Source organism: Rhodopseudomonas sp. P1 (assembly GCF_039642825.1).
Classification (GTDB): domain Bacteria; phylum Pseudomonadota; class Alphaproteobacteria; order Rhizobiales; family Xanthobacteraceae; genus Rhodopseudomonas; species Rhodopseudomonas palustris_H.
In genome coordinates, this window is the sequence record NZ_CP088006.1 from 2777682 (window position 1) to 2797474 (window position 19793).

At 63.7% G+C, this 19793-nt stretch carries 18 protein-coding genes and 2 tRNA genes; 12 read left to right on the forward strand and 8 right to left on the reverse strand.

Translation table 11 applies throughout. From position 1 onward, the window contains the following. Positions 1-107: 107 nt before the first annotated feature. Complete coding sequence (locus LRC39_RS12870) at positions 108-1634, reverse strand: anti-phage dCTP deaminase (RefSeq protein ID WP_346294576.1); 1527 nt, start codon at positions 1632-1634, stop codon at positions 108-110. 889 nt (positions 1635-2523) lie between these two features. Beyond that, positions 2524-2598 (reverse strand) — tRNA-Glu (locus LRC39_RS12875). 337 nt (positions 2599-2935) lie between these two features. Here LRC39_RS12875 and LRC39_RS12880 point away from each other — a divergent pair. Beyond that, positions 2936-3193, forward strand: a complete 258-nt coding sequence (locus LRC39_RS12880; RefSeq protein ID WP_107357501.1) for a PilZ domain-containing protein — start codon at positions 2936-2938, stop codon at positions 3191-3193. 287 nt (positions 3194-3480) lie between these two features. Here the strand turns inward: LRC39_RS12880 and LRC39_RS12885 are convergent, their stop codons facing one another. Then, the gene (locus LRC39_RS12885; protein WP_107344515.1) at positions 3481-3930 is read right to left on the reverse strand and encodes a VOC family protein; all 450 of its coding nucleotides are present in this window, start codon (positions 3928-3930) and stop codon (positions 3481-3483) included. A 482-nt stretch (positions 3931-4412) separates the two neighbouring features. On the opposite strand from LRC39_RS12885, the gene LRC39_RS12890 reads away from it, so the two are divergent. From LRC39_RS12890 to LRC39_RS12910, 5 genes are all read left to right on the forward strand, one after another. Continuing rightward, entirely contained in the window at positions 4413-5174 is a 762-nt protein-coding gene (locus LRC39_RS12890; RefSeq protein ID WP_164573785.1) for an SIR2 family NAD-dependent protein deacylase, read from the forward strand. Between the two features lie 203 nt (positions 5175-5377). Beyond that, positions 5378-6085: a cold-shock protein gene (locus LRC39_RS12895; protein WP_107355628.1), complete on the forward strand. Its 708-nt coding sequence runs from the start codon at positions 5378-5380 to the stop codon at positions 6083-6085. 181 nt (positions 6086-6266) lie between these two features. Beyond that, a complete protein-coding gene (locus LRC39_RS12900; protein WP_199851735.1) occupies positions 6267-6752 on the forward strand; it encodes a DUF192 domain-containing protein in 486 nt (161 codons plus the stop codon). Positions 6753-6832: 80 nt separating this feature from the next. Continuing rightward, positions 6833-6909: transfer RNA gene (locus LRC39_RS12905), tRNA-Pro, on the forward strand. Between the two features lie 102 nt (positions 6910-7011). Then, complete coding sequence (locus LRC39_RS12910; RefSeq protein WP_346294577.1) at positions 7012-8130, forward strand: glycosyltransferase family 4 protein; 1119 nt, start codon at positions 7012-7014, stop codon at positions 8128-8130. Here the strand turns inward: LRC39_RS12910 and LRC39_RS12915 are convergent. Then, positions 8064-9338: an OpgC domain-containing protein gene (locus LRC39_RS12915; protein ID WP_107344520.1), complete on the reverse strand. Its 1275-nt coding sequence runs from the start codon at positions 9336-9338 to the stop codon at positions 8064-8066. The two genes, LRC39_RS12910 and LRC39_RS12915, sit on opposite strands and share 67 nt — an antisense overlap. 243 nt (positions 9339-9581) lie before the next feature. Between LRC39_RS12915 and LRC39_RS12920 the strand changes: the two genes are divergently transcribed. The 5 genes from LRC39_RS12920 to LRC39_RS12940 all read left to right on the forward strand — a co-directional run bounded on the left by LRC39_RS12920 (position 9582) and on the right by LRC39_RS12940 (position 15802). Beyond that, positions 9582-9887 (forward strand): ETC complex I subunit, encoded by a 306-nt coding sequence (locus LRC39_RS12920; RefSeq protein WP_107344521.1) that lies wholly within the window; start codon positions 9582-9584, stop codon positions 9885-9887. Positions 9888-10084: 197 nt separating this feature from the next. Then, the gene (locus LRC39_RS12925) at positions 10085-11689 is read left to right on the forward strand and encodes a carboxyl transferase domain-containing protein (protein WP_346294578.1); all 1605 of its coding nucleotides are present in this window, start codon (positions 10085-10087) and stop codon (positions 11687-11689) included. Between the two features lie 16 nt (positions 11690-11705). After that, a complete protein-coding gene (locus LRC39_RS12930; protein ID WP_346294579.1) occupies positions 11706-13721 on the forward strand; it encodes an acetyl/propionyl/methylcrotonyl-CoA carboxylase subunit alpha in 2016 nt (671 codons plus the stop codon). Positions 13722-13838: 117 nt separating this feature from the next. Then, complete coding sequence (locus LRC39_RS12935) at positions 13839-14753, forward strand: hydroxymethylglutaryl-CoA lyase (RefSeq protein WP_346294580.1); 915 nt, start codon at positions 13839-13841, stop codon at positions 14751-14753. Positions 14754-14992: 239 nt separating this feature from the next. Then, entirely contained in the window at positions 14993-15802 is an 810-nt protein-coding gene (locus LRC39_RS12940; RefSeq protein ID WP_346294581.1) for a hypothetical protein, read from the forward strand. Between the two features lie 109 nt (positions 15803-15911). Here the strand turns inward: LRC39_RS12940 and LRC39_RS12945 are convergent, their stop codons facing one another. From LRC39_RS12945 to dctP, 3 genes are read right to left on the reverse strand one after another with little or no spacing between them, the layout of a single operon-like run. Continuing rightward, positions 15912-17270 carry a TRAP transporter large permease gene (locus tag LRC39_RS12945; protein WP_346294582.1) on the reverse strand — a complete coding sequence of 453 codons (1359 nt, stop codon included), beginning with the start codon at positions 17268-17270 and terminating at the stop codon, positions 15912-15914. Then, positions 17267-17818: a TRAP transporter small permease gene (locus LRC39_RS12950; RefSeq protein WP_107355637.1), complete on the reverse strand. Its 552-nt coding sequence runs from the start codon at positions 17816-17818 to the stop codon at positions 17267-17269. The genes LRC39_RS12945 and LRC39_RS12950 overlap by 4 nt, the downstream gene beginning before the upstream one ends. Next, on the reverse strand, positions 17815-18834 hold the full coding sequence (gene dctP / locus LRC39_RS12955; protein WP_107344528.1) for a TRAP transporter substrate-binding protein DctP: 1020 nt from the start codon (positions 18832-18834) through the stop codon (positions 17815-17817). The genes LRC39_RS12950 and dctP overlap by 4 nt, the downstream gene beginning before the upstream one ends. A 268-nt stretch (positions 18835-19102) precedes the next feature. Here dctP and LRC39_RS12960 point away from each other — a divergent pair, with 268 nt between their 5' ends. Then, the gene (locus LRC39_RS12960) at positions 19103-19342 is read left to right on the forward strand and encodes a pentapeptide MXKDX repeat protein (RefSeq protein WP_164572914.1); all 240 of its coding nucleotides are present in this window, start codon (positions 19103-19105) and stop codon (positions 19340-19342) included. Between the two features lie 43 nt (positions 19343-19385). Here the strand turns inward: LRC39_RS12960 and LRC39_RS12965 are convergent, their stop codons facing one another. Next, the gene (locus LRC39_RS12965; protein ID WP_107355639.1) at positions 19386-19733 is read right to left on the reverse strand and encodes a GrlR family regulatory protein; all 348 of its coding nucleotides are present in this window, start codon (positions 19731-19733) and stop codon (positions 19386-19388) included. Between the last annotated feature and the right edge of the window lie 60 nt (positions 19734-19793).

A 19793-nucleotide genomic window follows, 5' to 3' on the forward strand; every position in this document is an offset into this window, starting at 1 on the left:
GTAATCAAGCAACGCAGCCGTACAGTTTATGCTTGTTGGTGCTAACCGATTAGTCGCTAGTGGCGGATAGGTTGCAGCCAAGGATGCGCCGTGGCAAAGAGCACTTTTCAATCGGCGATGTCAAAAAGGCTCTCCTCTGGAGCAATGTCTGCAATTTGATCTCGTAAATCTAGAGTAATGATCTCTTCCAAGGCGTTGTAGAAGGGGTACTTGATATCGATCATCGGCTCTGGAGGAGAGTGGATGTGTGTTTTGAATTCTCCAGAGGCTTCATCCTTTCGACCCTTGCGCTCGAACAGTTCCCTATAGCGTCGCGGTGTCACGCCGAAGAAGTGCGAGAAGGTTACTGCTGGAAATTGCTGGTACTGCGCTCTATCGCTCCCCTCTATCTCAATTGAGTCGGAATGCAGATCGGAAGCAAGGCTTTTGGGGTAAGGCTCCAAAAAGACGACCTTGGATATTCCTGCGCCCACAATGTGCTTAGCGCACATGTGGCACGGAAAGGTCGTACAGTATAGCGTGCTATTTGCAGTTGACCGCCCGAGTCTGGCGGCGTCGGAAATCGCCGACATCTCTGCGTGCAATATTCGCCCGTATTCCAAGGCATCCATGAATTGAGAATCGCGGACCCTTGGATCAGAAAGTAGTGTGTCAGGCAAAATCTCTGGACTGACTATCGAGGTCAGTTCCAGCAGAATCTCTTTCTTCCGTTTGTAATTCGAATCTGCGTTTCTTTTATAGTCGCGATCATCGAACTTCTCGTTCGCCCAGTAGGTGCCGCCGTTCGCCTTCGGAACTTCATTGGACCCCAGCGCGACGATTTCTCCCGTGCAGGAAAATATCGCCGCGCCTACTTGTCTTGAAAGATCCAACGAGCGCAGTGCTGCTGCTTTCGCTAGATACATCGCATACTCTTGTCGAGTAGGTGAGACCGAATTCGATCCAAAGATTATTTCGCAGAAGCGGCTAACCTGTTCCCTGACAGGCATCTCCGTTTCAGTATCCAAACTGATCACAACGTCGCCATCAGCGAATATCTTCGCAACCCGCTGCCCGTTTGTTACTCCCCGCTGATTTTCATCGTCGCTGATAAGGCGTTCTGCATCCACTCTGAAGCGGTTGTTATTCGCTTGATTTTCGCTGCTAGCGAATTGCTGACTTAGATGCGTAACACGCGCTGCTTTTCGGGAATAAACTGATACTTGGAAAAATAGTCGGCCGTAGATGGATCGAAGGAGGTTTATCTCTTCAGGCCGTTTGAATTGGTGAAGAAGGTAAGCTGTTCTCGAAAATGGCTCGTCGGTCTTCGTCTGAAGGCGCTTGCGCATTATTCTGTAGACTGATGTTGCTGCCAAGATTTCGTCGTCAAAAGTGGCGCGGAGAGTGTTCCCATACGTGATGTAACTTTCGTACCGCTGCAGCAGTGGCCGCTTGTGAACAAGAGCGGGGTTGGCCGGAACATAGTTAGAGAATGTTCGAAAGATGTTGGTGACCTTTATCTCGACGACATTGTAGCCTAAAGACTTCAAATGCTTTCGGAAGGCGTCAATGACCGGGTCGACGTCGGCGCCAATGGGTGCCACGAATCCAAAAAACAGCTTTGGAAACTTAATCTTTGTGATCGAATCTGGCATATGAATCGCCTTATCGCTGTGAAGCGATCATAGATCTACTTTTGCGAGCACCATAATGCCCCAAGGAATGTTCCCCAACATTCAGTCACGGAAGCGAATCGTTTCTGCCAGCGATGAGTTAATCCGGCAAAATCGGGCATACTTGAATGCGTGGGTGGAACGGAGACGAAGTCTGTTTGCCGCGCACGCGGAAGAGGAGCGTCGTCGCCGGGAATCTGGTGACAGGGTCGACAGCGCACATCCCGTCCCAGAGGGCCGCCAATCATAAATTCTTGTCGCGACTTTCCAATTCGTCGGCACAGGACCATCTTGGGAGCGGCGCTGCCGGTGCTTCTGGATGAGGCTACGACACGCTCCACAGTGCGGTAATGGCGCACAGCGTTCCCAGAGCCATGGAATACCCTTCCGGATTTTGCCCCACAAATCGTCAGAGAGTGGGCGCTCTGGCCTTAGGAGGCTTGGGCCATTCAACAAGCGCACGCCTGGCTTCAGTCCTCTGGGAGTTCAGCAGCCAGTTTGGGCGCTAAGGTCGACGATCGAGGGGTGGACAGCCGAAGGAATCTGGATTGGAGGGCGGCCTTTGGTGGTCGTCAACCGCGGTGTTAGTTCCCGAGCGACACTTTCCCCGTCATGGTACCGATTCCCATTTGCGCGGTTGCGTATCCGGCTAAAATCCGGGCGCGAGTTCTGGCCCCGGACAGTGACAATGGTCCGAGACGGACGCGGAGGGGGTAGCACCAAGCCTGTTGACGAAGACTCTCGGAACCGAAATCTGAAACGTCCAGCCGCTTCTGCCGCGGCACCAGAGGTGTTCGCCATGTGTGTGGCCGCCTGTGTAGAAAACACAGGCTGGGCGATGTATCTTTCAATGATTTCAGTAGGTTGGTTTTGGCGCTCCCTAGCGGAATCGAACCGCTCTCTCCACCGTGAAAGGGTGGCGTCCTGACCGATAGACGAAGGGAGCGAAGCCGCCGGACTGGCGCGATCCTTCAAGGATCGCAAGCAGGCGGAAACGCACGGTCTAACCCGAAACGGCTGTTTCAGCAGGCGCCGGAACGGGCCCGCGGCGAAGCAGCGGGCGAACGTATAGTGGCGTTTTTCCGGAGGGGCAAGCGCTCTCCGCAGCGATCTGCCGATACCCCGACTTTTCGCTAAATCTTGCAACGATTTTTCAACAGCCCGGGACCTAGAGCAGAGACGGTCCTGAGCGATCGGGGCCCGCGAACGCTCACTTTCTGCTTCGCTCTGGCCGCGGCGCTGTGCCCTCCGGCGAGCGATCCAAGCAGGCCGAGGACGACATCATGGCCAAGGACAAGACCAAGCGCGAGGCGCGCAAATCGGTACGCCAGAGCGGCTGGATCACGCTCGACGGCGGCTTTGCCGCGCGGCCGTGCGAGGTGCTCGACCTGTCGAGTTCGGGGGCCAAGCTGGTGCTCGGCGAAGCGGAGTCGCTCGGCTCACGGCTGCGGCTCGGTTTCTCGCGCGACGCGCGTCAGGGCCGGCAGTGCGAAGTGGTGTGGCGACGCGGCACGACGCTCGGCGTCAAGTTCGTCAATTGAGGCCACGTCGATGCGCTGAAGTGCCGACACAAAACGGGCTCCACTGTTCGCGGAGCCCGTTGTAACCGGCAAAAAGCGTGGTGAGTGTGGTGAGCGACGTCAGCTCAGTGGCCGAAGAACAGCCACAACAGAATGATAATCGGGATCGGAACGCCGATCAGCCAAAGCAACAGTCCTCGCGCCATTGATGTCCTCCGTTGGTTGTTCGACCAACGCGAGGTCCTGCGCGTCGTTCCGCATCACGAAGCGGATGCGGGCGATCTCTGCTGGACGGGACCGCCAGCGCCTTACCAATGGCCGGTGTTCGGCATCGAGGCCCACGGCTCCTGCGGCGGCAGCGCGTCGCCCTTTTGCAGCAGCTCGACCGACTGCAAATCCGGCGAGCGCACGAACGCCATCTGCCCGTCGCGCGGCGGGCGGTTGATGGTGATGCCGAGCTCCATCAGCTTTGCGCAGGTCGCGTAGATGTCGTCGACTTCGAACGCGAGATGACCGAAGAAGCGGTCCTCGCCATAGGTCTCTTCGTCCCAATTGTGGGTCAGTTCGATCGTCGGAGCCGGGCGGCCCTTCGACTGCTTCACCAGTTCCTCGTCTTCCGGCGCGCACAGGAACAGCAGCGTAAACTTGCCCTTATCGTTGTCGATGCGGCGCACCTCCTTGAGGCCGAGCGCGCCGACGAAGAATTTCAGGGCGGTGTCGAGATTGCGGACGCGGAGCATGGTGTGCAGGTAACGCATGTGCGGGTGGTCTCCTTGAGAAAGGTGCCGGGGATTCTGCGACGGAATGGCCGCGATGAAAAGCGCAGGCGGCGCGCTCGCGGCGCCGGCCATGATGTCCGGACCGGACGTCAAAACGACGAAGGTCCGGAGCCGAGGCTCCGGACCTTATGCGCGCTCGGGGAGGTGTGGCGAACGAGAGGCGAGGGCACTGAACATCGTGACTTCGCATCCGATCGCGGGCGGACGACCGACGAAAAAGAGCCCCGCCTTGGAGGTCGCGCGGGGCTCTTTCAGAGGAGGTCATCCGTTGAGACGGGTTCAACTATCCGACCACGGCAGCCCTCTTGCAATTCAAAAAAATGTGGCTTCGAATCTGAGCACGGGAACCGGCAACTTCTCCGCGGCGGATGCGTCGATGTTGGCGCAGCCTCGTCGCCCCGGTTCGCTCGCGGCGCGCGGACGCTCGCGCGACGACAGGGTAAGTTTGAAATGATCCAACCATGATCGCGCCCAGCCTTTCCAGCGGGGTCGAACAGCTCGGCGACATGATCGCGCACGCTTCGTCGATCGTGCCCTTCACCGGGGCCGGCATTTCGACCGAGTCCGGCATTCCTGATTTCCGATCGCCTGGCGGCCTATGGAGCCGCAATCAGCCGATTCCGTTCGACGAGTTCGTGGCGCGCCAGGATGCGCGCGACGAAGCCTGGCGGCGACGCTTCGCGATGGAGCAGACCTTTGCGAAGGCGCGGCCGACCCGCGGTCATCGCGCGCTCGCATCGCTGTACAAGGCCGGCAAGGTGCCGGCGATCATCACGCAGAACATCGACAATCTGCATCAAATGTCCGGCTTCGCCGAACACGACGTCGTCGAGCTCCACGGCAACACCACCTACGCGCGCTGCATCGGGTGCGGCAAACGGCATGAGCTGGAATGGGTGCGCGAATGGTTTTTCCGCACCGGGCACGCGCCACATTGCACCGCGTGTGACGAGCCGGTGAAGACCGCGACGGTATCGTTCGGTCAGTCGATGCCGCCGGAGGCGATGCGCCGCGCGACCGATCTGGCGCAGCATTGCGATCTGTTCATTGCGATCGGTTCGTCGCTTGTGGTGTGGCCTGCAGCGGGCTTTCCGATGCTGGCCAAAGAGTGCGGCGCCAAGCTCGTGATCATCAACAGAGAGCCGACTGAACAAGATGAAATGGCCGATCTAGTGATCCGTCACGACATCGGAGAAACGCTTGGACCGTTCGTCGGTAACTGAAACCTCGTAAGATTCGCAGGCTTTCAAGGCTGTTTATAGTTGTCGCGTAACGATTTTTTTGTCTTTGCCGTTTGGGCCACGGTGTTATCTTCGAATCAACAGATTCGCGGCGGCGCAATCCTGAGTAGTTTGAGGGAATGCTCGGCGAATCATCCTCGTCGCGGATGCGACGAATTTGTTGATGACGTGCGGGGTCCGGGGTCATGGGGTCGGACGGATTTGAGTCCAAAAGGCCGGGCGTTTTGCCCGTAGCCAGCGCTGCGAAGCCGAGAGCAGCGGAGTTTCCGGCAGGCGATTTCTCGCCGCGGGACTTCGGGGTCGGCGCGCATGGCGACCTTTCAGTTCCCCGCGATCTGAATCCGCGCGATGCCTTTACGGGTCTCGGCGAAGCCGCGAACCTCGTCGAGATCAGCGGCGTCATCAAGTGGTTCGACGCTTCGAAGGGCTACGGCTTCGTGGTTCCTGACAATGGCTGGCCCGACGTTCTGCTGCACGTCACGGTGCTGCGCCGCGACGGCTACCAGACCGCCTATGAGGGCGCCCGCATCGTTGTCGAATGCGTGCAGCGCGCCAAAGGTTACCAGGCATTCCGCATCGTCTCGATGGACGAGTCGACCGCGATCCATCCGGCCCAGATGCTGCCGGCGCGCACCCACGTCAGCGTGACGCCGACCAGTGGGCTCGAGCGCGCGCAGGTCAAATGGTTCAACCGGCTGCGCGGGTTTGGCTTCCTGACCTGTGGCGAGGGCACGCCGGACATCTTCGTGCACATGGAAACGCTGCGCCGCTATGGCATGACCGAGCTGCGGCCGGGCCAGTATGTGCTGGTGCGGTTCGGGCCGGGCTCCAAGGGCATGATGGCGGCGGAGATCCAGCCGGAAAACGGCGCACCCGGGCTGTCCTCGCACTGAACGGCAGCCGGACCGCAAACGGCGCGCACACGCGCCGTTCTTGATCGCGCCATCCTTGATCGCCAATTTGTGAATCGGCTGACGCCCGCCGCGCATGCTGTTTGCGCGGCGGAAATGCGTTCGGCATGATCCCGGCGGCGATGCGCGGCCGTGGCGCCTCGCGAAACACAGGTTCGATTCCATGCAGGCTTCTGAAATGTTCAAATTCCGCCGGCTGCGGTGGCTGGGTGCGCTCGCGATGGCGGCGATGCTGTGCGGCCTTCTGGTGCAAGGCGCGGTCGCGGCGCAGATGCAGTCGCTCGAGATCGTCGGCAAAACCGGCGTGCACGTCTTCACCGTCGAGATCGCCACCACCGATCAGGAGCGGGAAGTCGGCCTGATGTACCGCAAGAGCCTGCCGGACGGGCAGGGCATGCTGTTCGACTTCCGCCCCGAGCAGCAGGTCTCGATGTGGATGAAGAACACCTACATCCCGCTCGACATGATCTTCATCCGTGGCGACGGCACCATCCTGCGGATCGCCGAGAACACCGAGCCACTGTCGACCCGGATCATCGCTTCCGGCGGCCCAGTCGCGGGCGTTCTCGAGGTCTCAGGCGGCACCGCCAAGAAGCTCGGCATCGCCGCCGGCGACCGGGTGGCGCATCCGTTGTTCAAGTCGCGCTGAGGCCGGCTTGCTGGGCTGACGTGAACCGTGTATCGACGGCCGTCGGCCCAGAGATCCGGGTCATGGATCGGGTCATGGATCGGGGTATAGCGCAGCCTGGTAGCGCGGCAGTTTTGGGTACTGCAGGTCGTTGGTTCGAATCCAGCTGCCCCGACCACCCGTCTTCCTTCATTTCACGATCGCTTCGCCGCGCGCTCCCAGGGCACGCGGCAGTTGCCGATTGCGTCGTAAGACCCGAGGCTGCTGCGGAGCTTGGCCGATGAAGATCGCGCTGGCGATCGTATCGCTGTTCCCGAGCGGTGGGCTGCAGCGGGACTGCATGGGCATCGCCCGGCGGCTGATGGCGCGGGGTCACGACGTCACCATTCTGGCCTCGCGGCGGCAGGGCGAGTTGCCGACCGACCTGAACATCGAGCTGTTGCCGGTCAGCGCCTGGAGCAATCACGGCCGCGACCAGCGCTTTGCCGACGCGGCGGCGCAGCGCAAACCGGACTTCGACCGGTTCGCGGGCTTCGGCAAGCTGACCGATCTCGACGTGCTGTACTGCGCCGACGGCTGTGACAAGGCGCGCCCGGCGCGGTGGTCCGATCGCTTCACCGCGCGTCGCCGGATCAAGCTTGGGCTGGAGGCGGCGAGTTTCGCACCGGGACGGCCGACACGCTGTCTCATGCTCAGTCAGAACCAGCTCGACAGCTTCCAACTCGCCTGGGGCACCGAGCCGGAGCGGCTGGCGTTGATGCCGCCGACGATTGATCCCGGCCGGCGCCATCCGGAATATCGCACTGACCGCACCCGCGAGCGCATCCGCGGCGAGCTCGGTGTCGTCGGCGATCCCGTGGTCTGGCTCGCGGTGGCGGCGCATCCGCTGACCAAGGGGCTCGACCGCGCGGTGGCGGCGCTGGCGGCATTTCCGGAGGCGCGGCTGGTGGTGGCCGGGGTTGCCGACGACAGCAAGCAGGGGCGGCTGATGCGCCGGCTCGCCGGCGACGCCAAGGTGTCCCACCGGATCAGCTTGCTCGGCATGCGCCGCGACATTCCCGAATTGATGGCGGGGGCGGATGTTTTGATCCATCCGGCGCGGGTCGACACGACAGGCACCGCGATCCTGGAGGCGGTGGTCAACGGCCTGCCGGTGATCACCACCGCGGTGTGCGGCTATGCACGGCACGTTGCAGCCGCCGATGCCGGTGTGGTGCTGCCGGAGCCGTTCGGTCCCGGCAACCTGAATGAGGCGCTGCGTCAGGCGACGGCGCCGGGGCGCCGTACGTCATGGAGCGAGAACGGCGCCCGCTACGGCGCCAGCCACGATCTCTATTCCGGGCTCGACCGCGCCGCCGCGATCATCGCGGGCGAGACGGCCGGCACGCCGCTGTCCTGAAGCTGTGACCGCGCCGGCTGCGGCTCGGCACCCGAGGCTGCGACCGGAGCAACGGGAGCAGCCTGAGTGGCGGGCTTCGCGGCGGGGCGGGCGGGTTTGTCCTGCTGCTTCGACCAGGAGATGTAGTAGGCCACCAGCGTCATCAGAGCGATGCCGATCACGCTGACCAGGATCTGCGCCAGCAGCGAGCCGGAGCTCATGGTCAACTCGAAATGCGCCACGAACGACAGGAACACGCCGACGCAGAACACGGCGAGCGACTGCTGACCGCATTTGATCAGTGGATCGAAGCCGCGCCATTCCAGCCCCTTCCAGTCCTTCGGCACGAACCGGATCACCAGCACCACGATCACCGCGAAATGCAGGAAGCGGTACGGGGCGAGGTTGGTTTTGTCGTTGGGATTGAAGGCGTCGTACAGCCAGCGCGGGAACAGGTCGCCGAATTCCTGGAAGCGGCCGGCCATCGTCATCACCAGCGCGAACACCAGATACGCCAGGCAGAACCACAGCATGCCGCGCGAGTCGATGATCGAGCGCGACCGCACCGTGCCGCCGAGTGCGCACCACGCGCCGAACACGAACAACAGCTGCCAGCAGAACGGATTGAAGTACCAGGTGCCTTCCGGAAACGCCTGCAGATTCCATTCGAAGTAACGCGCGGCGAAATACAGCACGAACGAGCCGATCATCACCGCGTCCGGCCGGCGCAGCATCAGCCACAGCACCGGCGGGAATAGCCCCATCAGCACGATGTACAGCGGCAGCACGTCGAGATTGACCGGCTTGAACTTCAGCAGCAGGCCTTGTCGCAGCGTCTCGATCGGATTGGCGACGAGGCCGGCGACGTTGAACTCGTTGATGATCTCGGGATCGGAGAAGCGCTGCGCGACGTAGCCGATCGCCACGATGTAGATCACGAACAGCACGATGTGCGCGACGTAGAGCTGCCACACCCGCTTGGTCAGCCGGGTGCCGCCGACGATGAAGCCGCGCTCCAGCATCATCTTGGCGTAGACGAACGAGGCGGTGTAGCCGGAGATGAAGACGAACAAATCGGCGGCGTCGCTGAATCCCCAGTTCCGGGTTGTGATCCAGTTCACCACGTTGTTCGGGATGTGATCCAGGTAGATCGCCCAGTTGGCGACGCCGCGGAACAGGTCGAGCCGCAGATCGCGCCCTTTGCTGGGCAGAATGGCCTGAATTTCCATGGAGCCGATTGTCCGTGTTGTTGCGAGGGGCGCCCGCCGGTCCCCACGATTGTCAGGGTGCCGGGGACGGCATATAGGAAATCAGGAAACGAAACCGCAGGCGACGGAATCACAAGTGGCCGGGACCAACCTCAAAACTTTACGTGATCCCGACCCGATCCGTTACGCGGCGGAACAATACACCAAGATCGCCGCTTCCACCAAACCGGCGCAGCGCCGCACCCCGACAGGCTCGACCCTTCCATGACCGCACGGATCTACAAGCCCGCCAAGAACGCGATGCAATCCGGGACCGCCAAGACCCGGGAATGGCAGCTCGATTACGAGCCCGAGAAGCCCCGCATGATCGAGCCGCTGATGGGCTGGACCTCGTCGTCCGACATGCAGCAGCAGGTGAGCCTGCGCTTCCACACCCGCGACGAGGCGGTGGCCTATTGCGAGCGGGAAGGCATTCCGTATCAGGTGATCGAGCCGAAGGAGCCGGCGCGCCGCCGCGCAGCCTACGCCGACAATTTTGCCTTCCGCCGTCCCGAGCCCTGGACCCACTGATCCGGCATTCGCCGTGGCTCCGTGAGGTGCCGCGGCGGCCTCGACGACTGCTCGGCGCAAGCCTGAGGCTGCGCCGAACGGCTATGCGCGTCCTGCGCTGCGCCGGGTCAGGTTAGGGTTGCGCCTGGCGGCTTGGCGATGACACGATGTCTTCAACGCTTCGGTCCCGAAGCGAGTCAGAACCTGCCGGAAACGCCATGTCGCTGCACTCCAAGATCGATCCCGGTTCGGCCGATTTCGCGCGCAATGCCGATGCGATGCGGACACTGGTCGCCGAATTGAACGACAAGCTGGCGGCGGTCGCTGCCGGCGGCGGCGAGGCGGCCCGCGCCAAACATACCGCGCGCGGCAAGCTGCTGCCGCGCGAGCGCGTCGACCTGCTGCTCGATCCCGGCACCGCGTTTCTCGAACTGTCGCCGCTCGCCGCCAACGGCCTTTACGGTGGTGACGTGCATTCGGCCTCGATCGTCACCGGCATCGGCCGCGTGATGGGCCGCGAATGCATGATCGTCGCCAACGACGCGACGGTGAAGGGCGGCACCTATTACCCGATGACGGTGAAGAAGCATCTGCGCGCGCAGGACATCGCGCGTCAGAACAATCTGCCGTGCATCTACATGGTGGATTCCGGCGGCGCCTTCCTGCCGCAGCAGGACGAGGTGTTTCCCGACGAGCGGCACTTCGGCCGGATCTTCTTCAACCAGGCCAATATGTCGGCGGCAGGCATTCCGCAGATCGCGGTGGTGATGGGCTCGTGCACCGCCGGCGGCGCCTATGTGCCGGCGATGTCGGACGAGAGCATCATCGTCCGCAACCAGGGCACCATCTTCCTCGGCGGCCCGCCGCTGGTGAAGGCCGCGACCGGTGAAGTGGTGTCGGCTGAAGAACTCGGTGGCGCCGACGTGCACTCGCGGCAATCCGGTGTCACCGATCACTACGCGCAGAACGACGCCCATGCGATCGGCATCGCGCGCAAGATCGTCAGCACCTTGAAGCCGCCGCAGCACCCGCCGTTGAACATGCGCACCCCGCGCGAGCCACTGTATCCGGCCGATCAGCTCTACGGCATCGTGCCGGCCGAAAGCCGCAAGCCGTTCGACGTGCGCGACATCATCGCCCGGGTGGTCGACGGCTCCGAGTTCGACGAATTCAAAAAGCTCTACGGCCAGACGCTGGTGTGCGGCTTCGCGCATATCTGGGGCTTTCCCGTCGGCATCATCGCCAACAACGGCATCCTGTTCAGCGAAAGCTCGCTGAAGGGCGCGCACTTCATCGAGCTGTGCTGCCAGCGCGGCATTCCGCTGGTGTTCCTGCAGAACATCACCGGCTTCATGGTCGGCAAGAAGTACGAAGCCGGCGGCATCGCCCGCGACGGCGCCAAGCTGGTCACCGCGGTCGCGACCGCCAATGTGCCGAAGTTCACCGTGGTGATCGGCGGCTCTTACGGCGCCGGCAATTACGGGATGTGCGGCCGGGCGTACTCGCCGCGCTTCTTGTGGATGTGGCCGAACGCGCGGATCTCGGTGATGGGCGGCGAGCAGGCCGCGATGGTGCTGAGCCAGCTCCGCCGCGACAATATCGAGGCCAAGGGCGGTTCGTGGAGCACGGAGGAGGAGGAGGAATTCCGCTCGCCGATCCGTGCGCAGTACGAGACGCAAGGCAGCCCGTACTACGCGACGGCGCGGTTGTGGGACGACGGCGTGATTGATCCTGCCGACACGCGGTTGGTGCTTGGGCTCGGGCTTTCAGCTTCCAGCAATGCGCCGATCGAGCCGACCAAGTTCGGCCTGTTCCGGATGTGATGAGCAGGATCTGATGATGACCAAGCCAACCTTGTATCGTCGCTTCCGCACGCTCCTGATCGCCAATCGCGGCGAGATCGCTTGCCGCGTCATCCGCACCGCGCGCGCGATGGGCCTGCGCACCGTCGCGGTGTATTCCGAGGCCGACGCCGGCGCCCAGCACGTCGCCGAAGCCGACGAGGCCGTGCTGCTCGGCCCGGCGCGAGCCCGCGACAGCTATCTCAACATCGAGCGCATCATCCAGGCCGCCAAGCAGACCGGCGCCGAGGCGGTGCATCCCGGCTACGGCTTCCTGTCCGAGAGCGCCGAGTTCGCGCAGGCCTGCGCGGATGCTGGCCTGGTGTTCGTCGGGCCGACGCCGGAGATGATCACCGCGATGGGCTCGAAGTCGGGCTCCAAGGCGCTGATGGAAAAGGCCGGTGTGCCGCTGGTGCCGGGCTATCACGGCTCGGCGCAGGACGAGGCGACGCTCGCCGCGGCTGCGGACAAGATCGGCTTCCCGGTGCTGGTGAAGGCTTCGGCCGGCGGCGGCGGCCGCGGCATGCGGGTCGTGCGCAAGGCCGACGAACTGTCCGCCGCGATCGTCAGCGCCAAGCGCGAGGCCAAGGCGGCGTTCGGCGACGACACGCTGCTGATCGAACGGTATGTCGACAATCCGCGCCACATCGAAGTGCAGATCGTCGGCGACAGCCACGGCAATCTGGTCTCGCTGTTCGAACGCGAATGCACGCTGCAGCGCCGCCACCAGAAGGTGATCGAGGAGGCGCCGTCGCCGACGCTCGACGCCGCGCAGCGCGAGACGGTGTGTGCCGCGGCGCGGCGCGCGGCAGGCGCGGTGAACTATGTCGGCGCCGGCACCATCGAGTTCGTCTCCGACGGCAAGGACGTGTTTTTCATCGAGATGAACACCCGCCTGCAGGTCGAGCATCCGGTGACCGAACTGATCTCGGGCGTTGACCTCGTCGAGTGGCAGCTCCGCGTCGCGTTCGGTGAAGCGCTGCCGCTGACGCAGGACCAATTGAAGCTCAACGGCCACGCCATCGAGGCCCGGGTTTATGCCGAGAACCCGGCGAAGAACTTCATGCCGTCGGTCGGCAAGATCACCACCTGGCGGACGCCGGCGGAAGTCGACGGCCTACGCATCGATGCCGGCTATCGCGGCGGCGACAGCGTATCGCCATACTATGACGCGATGCTCGCCAAGGTGATCGCCTGGGCGCCGACCCGTGCGGCGGCGATCGACCGACTCGACCGCGGCCTCAACGAGACCGACGTCCGCGGCGTCGTCACCAACATTCCGTTCCTGTCGGCGCTGATCACGCATCCCGAAGTGCGCGCCAACGCGATCGACACCGGTTTCATCGAACGCCATCTCGCAGCGCTCACCGCGGCGCCGAACGCGCTCGGCGATCTCGAACTCGCCGCCGCGGTTGCGGCGATCCTGCGCAGCGAGGACGACGCCGCCAAAGCTGAGGGCGCGTCGCCGTGGCGGACCTCCGGCTGGATGCCGGTCGGCCGGCGCAAGCGCGCGTTCCTGTTCCGCCGCGGGCAGGGGCATGACCACACCGACCACAAGATCGAACTCACCTATGGCGGCGGCACGTCGGCGCTGAACATCACTGGCCGCGAGCTTGCCTTCGCCTGGACCGCTGCCGGCGACGGCATTGATGTGGCCCTCGGCGAAACGCGCTCGCGCGTGCAGGCCGTGGTCGATGGCGCCGAGCTGTACGTGCGGACGCGCCATGGCCGGTTCGAGCTACACCTGGTCGATCCGTTCGGCGGCGAGAGCGAGGAGCAGACCGGCGAAGACAAGATCGTCGCGCCGTTGCCCGGCACCGTGGTGGCGCTGCTCGCGGAAGTCGGCGCCAAGCTCGACAAGGGCGCGCCGATCCTCACGCTCGAAGTGATGAAGATGGAGCAGACCCTGCGCGCGCCGTTCGCCGGCACACTGACGGCGGTGAAATGCAAGGTCGGTGACATTGTCCAGGAAGGCGCCGAACTCGCAGAAGTCGAGCCGGACGCAGAGGAATAACCACCGCTGCCATGGCCGGGCTCGTCCCGGCCATCCACGCCTTCGGGCGTTGATCCGCTGAAAGGCGTGGATGCCCGGCACATGGCCCGGCATGACGAAGTAATACGTGGAGGGCGCATGACCGACATCATCCGTATCGTCGAAGTCGGCCCGCGCGACGGGCTACAGAACGAGAAGACGCCGGTCAGCGTCGCCGACCGCATCGCCTTCGTCGAGGCGCTGGTTGCGGCGGGGCTGTCGACCGTCGAGGTCGGCGCGTTCGTGTCGCCGAAGGCGATCCCGCAGATGGTCGGCTCCGACGAGGTGCTGCGCGCCTCGCTCAAGCTGCCGGGCGAGTTTCACGTCCTGGTGCCCAATGAGAAGGGCTATGAGGCCGCCCGCGCCGCCGGGGCGCAGGTCGTCGCGGTGTTCGCCTCGGCCTCGGAAGGATTCTCGCGCGCCAACATCAACTGCTCGGTGGCGGAGTCGATCGAGCGGTTCAGGCCGGTGCTGAGGCGCGCGCAGGCCGACGGCGTCAAGGTCCGCGGCTACATCTCCTGCGTGCTCGGTTGTCCGTTTGACGGCAACGTGCCGGTGCAGGCGGTGGTCGATGCCGCGACCACGCTGTGGGATCTCGGCTGTTACGAAATCTCTCTCGGCGACACCATCGGCGTCGGCACGCCGAAGAAAGTTCGCGAGCTGCTGCGCGCCTGCGCCGAGGCGATCCCGATGCAGTCGCTCGCCATGCACTTCCACGACACCTACGGCCAGGCGCTCGCCAATCTCTATGCCGGGCTGGAAGAGGGCGCCCGCGTGATCGACAGCGCCGCCGGCGGCCTCGGCGGCTGCCCCTATGCGCCGGGTGCTACCGGCAACGTTGCGACCGAAGATGTGCTCTACATGCTGGATGGCATGGGCGTGCCGATGGGCGTCGACATGGACAGGCTGATTGCCGCGACGAACAGCGTCGCCGCACTGCTCGGCCGCCCGCCGGTCAGCCGAGTCGTCAATGCGCTGAATGCTAAGAACAAGCGGGTGGGTTCAGCGTCCTAGGCCGCGCAGATCCAGGCCAGTCTAGAACAATTCTTTGGCAAGGCGGTCCGCGTCGATCCGGTCGAAGACAGTTGCGTTAATTCATTCTTAACAATGCGCGCCTGAAGATACCCGTATCATTTGATACTCGAATTTGGCGACTCGACCCCGTTTCATCTACCGGGTCAGCGGCGCGGCCAGGGAGGCCCATCATGACGACGATCGCTCCCACGCTTCCGGACCTTTCGGCGATCAAGACCGTGATCGGCGTGCAGAACGCCACCAGCGACAGCGTCATTGCCGGGCTCAGCAGCGGGAGCTTTGCGGCTCCGAATGCAGCGGCGTCTTCGCGGTCCGGTCCCGCGACGATCGTGGATCTGTCAGACAACGCCAAGGCAATGCTGGCGAGGAACGCGTCCGATCAGGCCGCGGCCAAGAAACTCGCGGCCCAGGTCGATGCCTTCAGGTCCAGCAACAAGGGCTCGGCTCAGTCCGACAAAGCATCGTCCAATAACAAATCGATCTTCGATCAAATTCACGATCTCGGAAACGGGCTGAAAGGTTCGAAGGACCAAACCAGTGCGGGGGACAGCGTGCTGTCGGGCACGCCGCTCTGGCAGCAACAGGGCAACGCGGACAACATCGCCATCCTGGAAGCCGGCGCCAAGCTCTACAACAACGCGCAAGCGATGCAGGATCTGGCCAAGAACGGCGGCCAGTTCGCGAGCTCGACCGAAGGCCAGGTGGTGTCCGACGACGTCATGTTCGTCTTTGCAACGCACTCGGCCATCGCCAGTCACATCACCGCGCTTCAGGACAAGGGCATGACCGAGCAGGCGCAGTCGCTCAGCGACGCGCTGCAGAACGGCACGCTCAAATTCCAGAAGGCGTCCGACGTGCCTGACCTCAACATGCAGTCGTGGGCGGTTCATTTTGCCGACGCCGGTGGCGGCGGGACGATGGGGTCGACCAGCGTGAAGCCGACCGGTGATACCAAGGCGGCGATCGATGGCGGCAAAGCCCTGGCTTTGAATATGGGTAATCGCGGCGACTTCTACGTCACGTGGTAGTGACCGGCAGGGTGGGTTAGCGCCGTCGGCGCGTAACCCACCATCTTGTTTCTGATGCGGCGAGGGGGCGGTGGGTTGCGGCGTGAGTGCGCCGAATCCATCCAGAGAATTATCTGACGCTCTCCGGACCCATCACCAGATCCGGCAGCCAGGTCGAGATGCCGGGCACCAGGCACAGCAGCAGCACCGCCAGCATCATCAGCAGCACGAACGGCAGCGTGCCCCAGATCACCTCGGACAGCGGGATGTCGGGGGCGACGTTGCGGATGACGAAGATGTTGAGGCCGACCGGCGGATGGATCAGACCCATCTCCATCACGATGGTCATCACCACCCCGAACCAGATGATGTCGAAGCCGGCGGCGCGCAGCGGCGGCAGGATGATCGGCGCCGTCATCAGGATGATCGACACCGGCGGCAGGAAAAAGCCGAGCACCACCACCAGCGCCAGGATCGCCACCAGCAGCCCCCAGCGCGGCAGCTGCATCGCCACGATGGCTTCGGCGGCCGACTGCGAGATGTGCAGATAGCTCATCACGTAGGAGTACAGCAGCGACATGCCGATGATCATCATCAGCATGGTCGACTCGCGCACGGTGGAGGTCATGATCGGCGACAGGTCGGAAGGCTTCCACACCCCATAGATCAGCGCGATCAGCAGCAGCGCCAGCAGGCCGCCGAGGCCTGCGGTTTCCGACGGTGTCGCGTAGCCGCCGTACAGCGCGATCATCACGCCGGTGAGCAGGATGACGAACGGCAGCACCCGCGGCAGCGCGCCGAAGCGCTGCGCCATGGTGTAGGTCTCGCGGGTGAGGATCGGCGAGGTCTGTCCGGTCTGGTCGTACAACTCTTTGGCGAGCGCGTATTCGCGGCGGAAGCGAACCACCGCATACAGGCCGAACAGCCCCACCAGCAGCAGGCCCGGGCCGATGCCGGCGAGGAACAGCCGGCCGAGCGACTTCTCGGCGGCGACTGCGAACAGGATCATGGTGATCGACGGCGGCAACAGGATGCCGAGCGTGCCGCCGGCTGCAATGATCCCGGCTGCGAAGCCGCCGGAATAACCGCGTTTGCGCATCTCGGGGATGCCGGCCGAACCGATCGCCGAACACGTCGCTGGCGACGAGCCGGCCATCGCGGCGAACAGCGCGCAGGCGAAAACGTTGGCGACGCCGAGCCCGCCCGGCACGCGATGCAGCCAGGCATGCAGAGCGGAGTACAAATCCTGGCCGGCGCGGGATTTGCCGATCGCCGCGCCCTTGAGGATGAACAGCGGGATCGACAGCAGCGTGATCGACGCCATCTCCTCGTAGACGTTCTGCGTCACCGTATCGAGCGAGGCGTGCGGCATGTAGATCGCCATGAACACCAGCGCGACGGCGCCGAGCGCAAATGCGATCGGCATGCCGGAGAACATCGCCGCCAGCGTGGCGAGGCCGTAGCTGATACCAATACCGAGGACTGTCACGCGCGCTTCGTCCTGCCGAAGGAGTTCACGATCTGCACCGCGATCTGCAGGCACAGCAGCGTCATGCCGGCGGCCATCAGCGCGTAGGGGATGGCGAGCGGCGGCGACCAGATCGAATTCGAAACCTGGCCGTCGACATAGGCCTCATGCGTCAGCGTCCAGGATTTCCAGGCGAAGAAGCCGCAGAAGGCGAGGCTGGCGATGTCGACCAGCAGCAGCCGGATGCGGTTCACCGCCGGCGGCAGCAGGCCGGTGAACGCCTCGATGCCGATATGGCCGCGCTGGCTCTGCACGAAGGCGGCGGTCAGGAAGGTGGCGCCGACCAGCAGGAACACCGCGGCCTCGTCCTGCCAGTAGGTCGCGCTGTGGAACAGGCTGCGCACCGCCACGCTGTAGCTGAGGATGCCGCAGGCGACCACCAGTGCGATCGCCGCCAGCACCAGGATCGCGCGGTTGACCAGCGCCAGTGCGTGGCCGAGCGGGCCGCCGGTCTCGCGCTGCGCGGCGCTGGTCGGATCCGGCTGGCCCGGCACGGGTCCGTGCATCATGCCGCGTCGGTCGCGAGCTTGAGCAGGCTGGCGCAGGTCGCGGTCTTCTTGCCGTAGTCCTTCCACGCGGTGTCGCGCGCGATCGCTGCCCACTTCTCGACCGTGGCGGCGTCGAGCTTGTCGACCTTGGCGCCTGCCTTCTCGTACACCTTGGCGACTTCGATATCGTCGGCCTGGGCGCCTTGCTTGCCGAACGCTTCGAGCTCGGCGCCGACCGATAGGATGATGTCCTGATGGTTCTTCGGCAGCTTGTCGAAGATTGCCTTCGACATCATCAGGGGCTCGAGCATGAACCAGTACGAGGCGTCGGCGCCCGAGGTCAGATGCTTGGCGACTTCTTCGAGGCGGAACGAGATCAGGCTGGTGGACGAGGTGATGCCGGCATCGCAGGCGCCGGTCTGCATCGCGGCGTAGATTTCGTTGGACGGCACCGACAGCACCGCGGCGCCGGCCTGCTGCAACACCATGTCCATCTCGCGCGAGCCGCCGCGAACCTTGAGGCCCTTGGCATCGTCGGGCGACAGCAGCGCCTTGGAGCGGCTGGCGACGCCGCCGGCCTGCCACACCCAGGTGACCAGCACGATGCCCTTGTCGGCGAGGAAATCGGTCAGCGCCTTGCCGACCGGCTTGGTCTTCCACGACAGGCCTTGCTCATAGGTCGAGACCAGTCCCGGCATCAGGCCGATATTGGTCTCCGGGACTTCGCCGCCGGCATAGGGCATTGGATATAGCGACAGGTCGAGCGCGCCTTTGCGCATCGCCGAGAACTGCGCGTTGGTCTTGATCAGCGACGAGCCGGGATAGACTTCGCCGACCAGTTCGCCGCCGGAGCGCTTGCTGATTTCCTCGGCAAACTTGCGGCACAGCCGGTCGCGGAAGTCGCCTTTGTCGATGGTGCCGCCGGGAAACTGATGCGAGATCTTCAGCGTCGTTGCCGCCTGCGCCGATCCGATCCCGTATTTCAGGACGGCGGGCGCTGCCAGTGCGGAGACGAGGAGGTGGCGGCGTGACAGCATCGTTTCTCTCCCGATCATTTTCTGTTGTCTGAATCGCTAAAGCATTGCTCGCTGAGCGGTCAAGGCGAGACGCGGCGATCGGGCCGATTGCGACCGGTTTTGTTAGTTGCAGTGCGGCGCGGGTGTTGTTGCGGTGCCGAACCACCGTTGCCCCAGATAGCTGCGACCGAGAATTATTTCGGCGCGACGTAACAAGCCGGGTTCCCGATCCGTCGAGCAAGAGGGCGGCAGTCGCCGCGCCGATCGATTTCGACAAGGATCACATCACATGACCCGCACCCGCATCGTTCTCGCCCTGATGGTCGCCGCGTTCTCCTCCAGCCTGGCGATGGCGCCGGCCGCCTACGCAATGGACAAGATGGAGAAGAAGGACGGCATGGCTCACGACTCCATGGCCAAGGACTCGATGAGCAAGGACGGCATGAAGAAAGACACGATGGCGAAGGACGGCATGAAGAAGGATGCCATGTCCAAAGACGGCATGTCCAAGGACCAGATGAAGAAGTAGTCCGCATCGCCCGCGACGAGGGCGACGAACGTTCGTCGTCCGCTTAGTCCGTCACCAGCAGCCGCAGCGTGGCGCGAAAGCTGACGCTGCGGCTGCCGATCAGCGACGTGCCGAACACCTCGGACTCATCATCAACGAAGCTGCCGGAGAACCCGGTCGTCACGTCATGTCCGGAGAATAGCGGTCGCCCCGGCGTCTCGCTGTAAGGTGTGTGCTGCCGTGTCAGCAGCTCGCCTTTCCAGCGGCCGTCGGCGACGGTGTAGTGGCCGGTGGTGAAGAAATACGGATCGCCGCCGAGCAGCCGGCCATCGCGCAGCAGGATCACGCCGTTCGAACGGGCGCGGATGCCGTCGAGCATCCGGATGTGAATTGAGTACATCCCGTTCCGCATCGTGCTGCCCCGTACCTTTCCTAAGTGTACTGAGATCGGCTGCGCTCACAACCTTCGCTG

Bases quoted from the DNA above. Each gene is read 5' to 3' on its own strand.
- LRC39_RS12930 (WP_346294579.1), top strand. From the start codon at position 11,706: ATGACCAAGCCAACCTTGTATCGTCGCTTCCGCACGCTCCTGATCGCC.
- LRC39_RS12920 (WP_107344521.1), top strand. From the start codon at position 9,582: ATGACCGCACGGATCTACAAGCCCGCCAAGAACGCGATGCAATCCGGG.
- LRC39_RS12960 (WP_164572914.1), top strand. From the start codon at position 19,103: ATGACCCGCACCCGCATCGTTCTCGCCCTGATGGTCGCCGCGTTCTCC.
- LRC39_RS12880 (WP_107357501.1), top strand. From the start codon at position 2,936: ATGGCCAAGGACAAGACCAAGCGCGAGGCGCGCAAATCGGTACGCCAG.
- LRC39_RS12915 (WP_107344520.1), bottom strand. From the start codon at position 9,338: ATGGAAATTCAGGCCATTCTGCCCAGCAAAGGGCGCGATCTGCGGCTC.
- LRC39_RS12935 (WP_346294580.1), top strand. From the start codon at position 13,839: ATGACCGACATCATCCGTATCGTCGAAGTCGGCCCGCGCGACGGGCTA.
- dctP (WP_107344528.1), bottom strand. From the start codon at position 18,834: ATGCTGTCACGCCGCCACCTCCTCGTCTCCGCACTGGCAGCGCCCGCC.
- LRC39_RS12900 (WP_199851735.1), top strand. From the start codon at position 6,267: ATGCAGGCTTCTGAAATGTTCAAATTCCGCCGGCTGCGGTGGCTGGGT.
- LRC39_RS12925 (WP_346294578.1), top strand. From the start codon at position 10,085: ATGTCGCTGCACTCCAAGATCGATCCCGGTTCGGCCGATTTCGCGCGC.
- LRC39_RS12895 (WP_107355628.1), top strand. From the start codon at position 5,378: ATGGGGTCGGACGGATTTGAGTCCAAAAGGCCGGGCGTTTTGCCCGTA.
- LRC39_RS12870 (WP_346294576.1), bottom strand. From the start codon at position 1,634: ATGCCAGATTCGATCACAAAGATTAAGTTTCCAAAGCTGTTTTTTGGA.
- LRC39_RS12965 (WP_107355639.1), bottom strand. From the start codon at position 19,733: ATGCGGAACGGGATGTACTCAATTCACATCCGGATGCTCGACGGCATC.
- LRC39_RS12950 (WP_107355637.1), bottom strand. From the start codon at position 17,818: ATGATGCACGGACCCGTGCCGGGCCAGCCGGATCCGACCAGCGCCGCG.
- LRC39_RS12885 (WP_107344515.1), bottom strand. From the start codon at position 3,930: ATGCGTTACCTGCACACCATGCTCCGCGTCCGCAATCTCGACACCGCC.
- LRC39_RS12890 (WP_164573785.1), top strand. From the start codon at position 4,413: ATGATCGCGCCCAGCCTTTCCAGCGGGGTCGAACAGCTCGGCGACATG.
- LRC39_RS12910 (WP_346294577.1), top strand. From the start codon at position 7,012: ATGAAGATCGCGCTGGCGATCGTATCGCTGTTCCCGAGCGGTGGGCTG.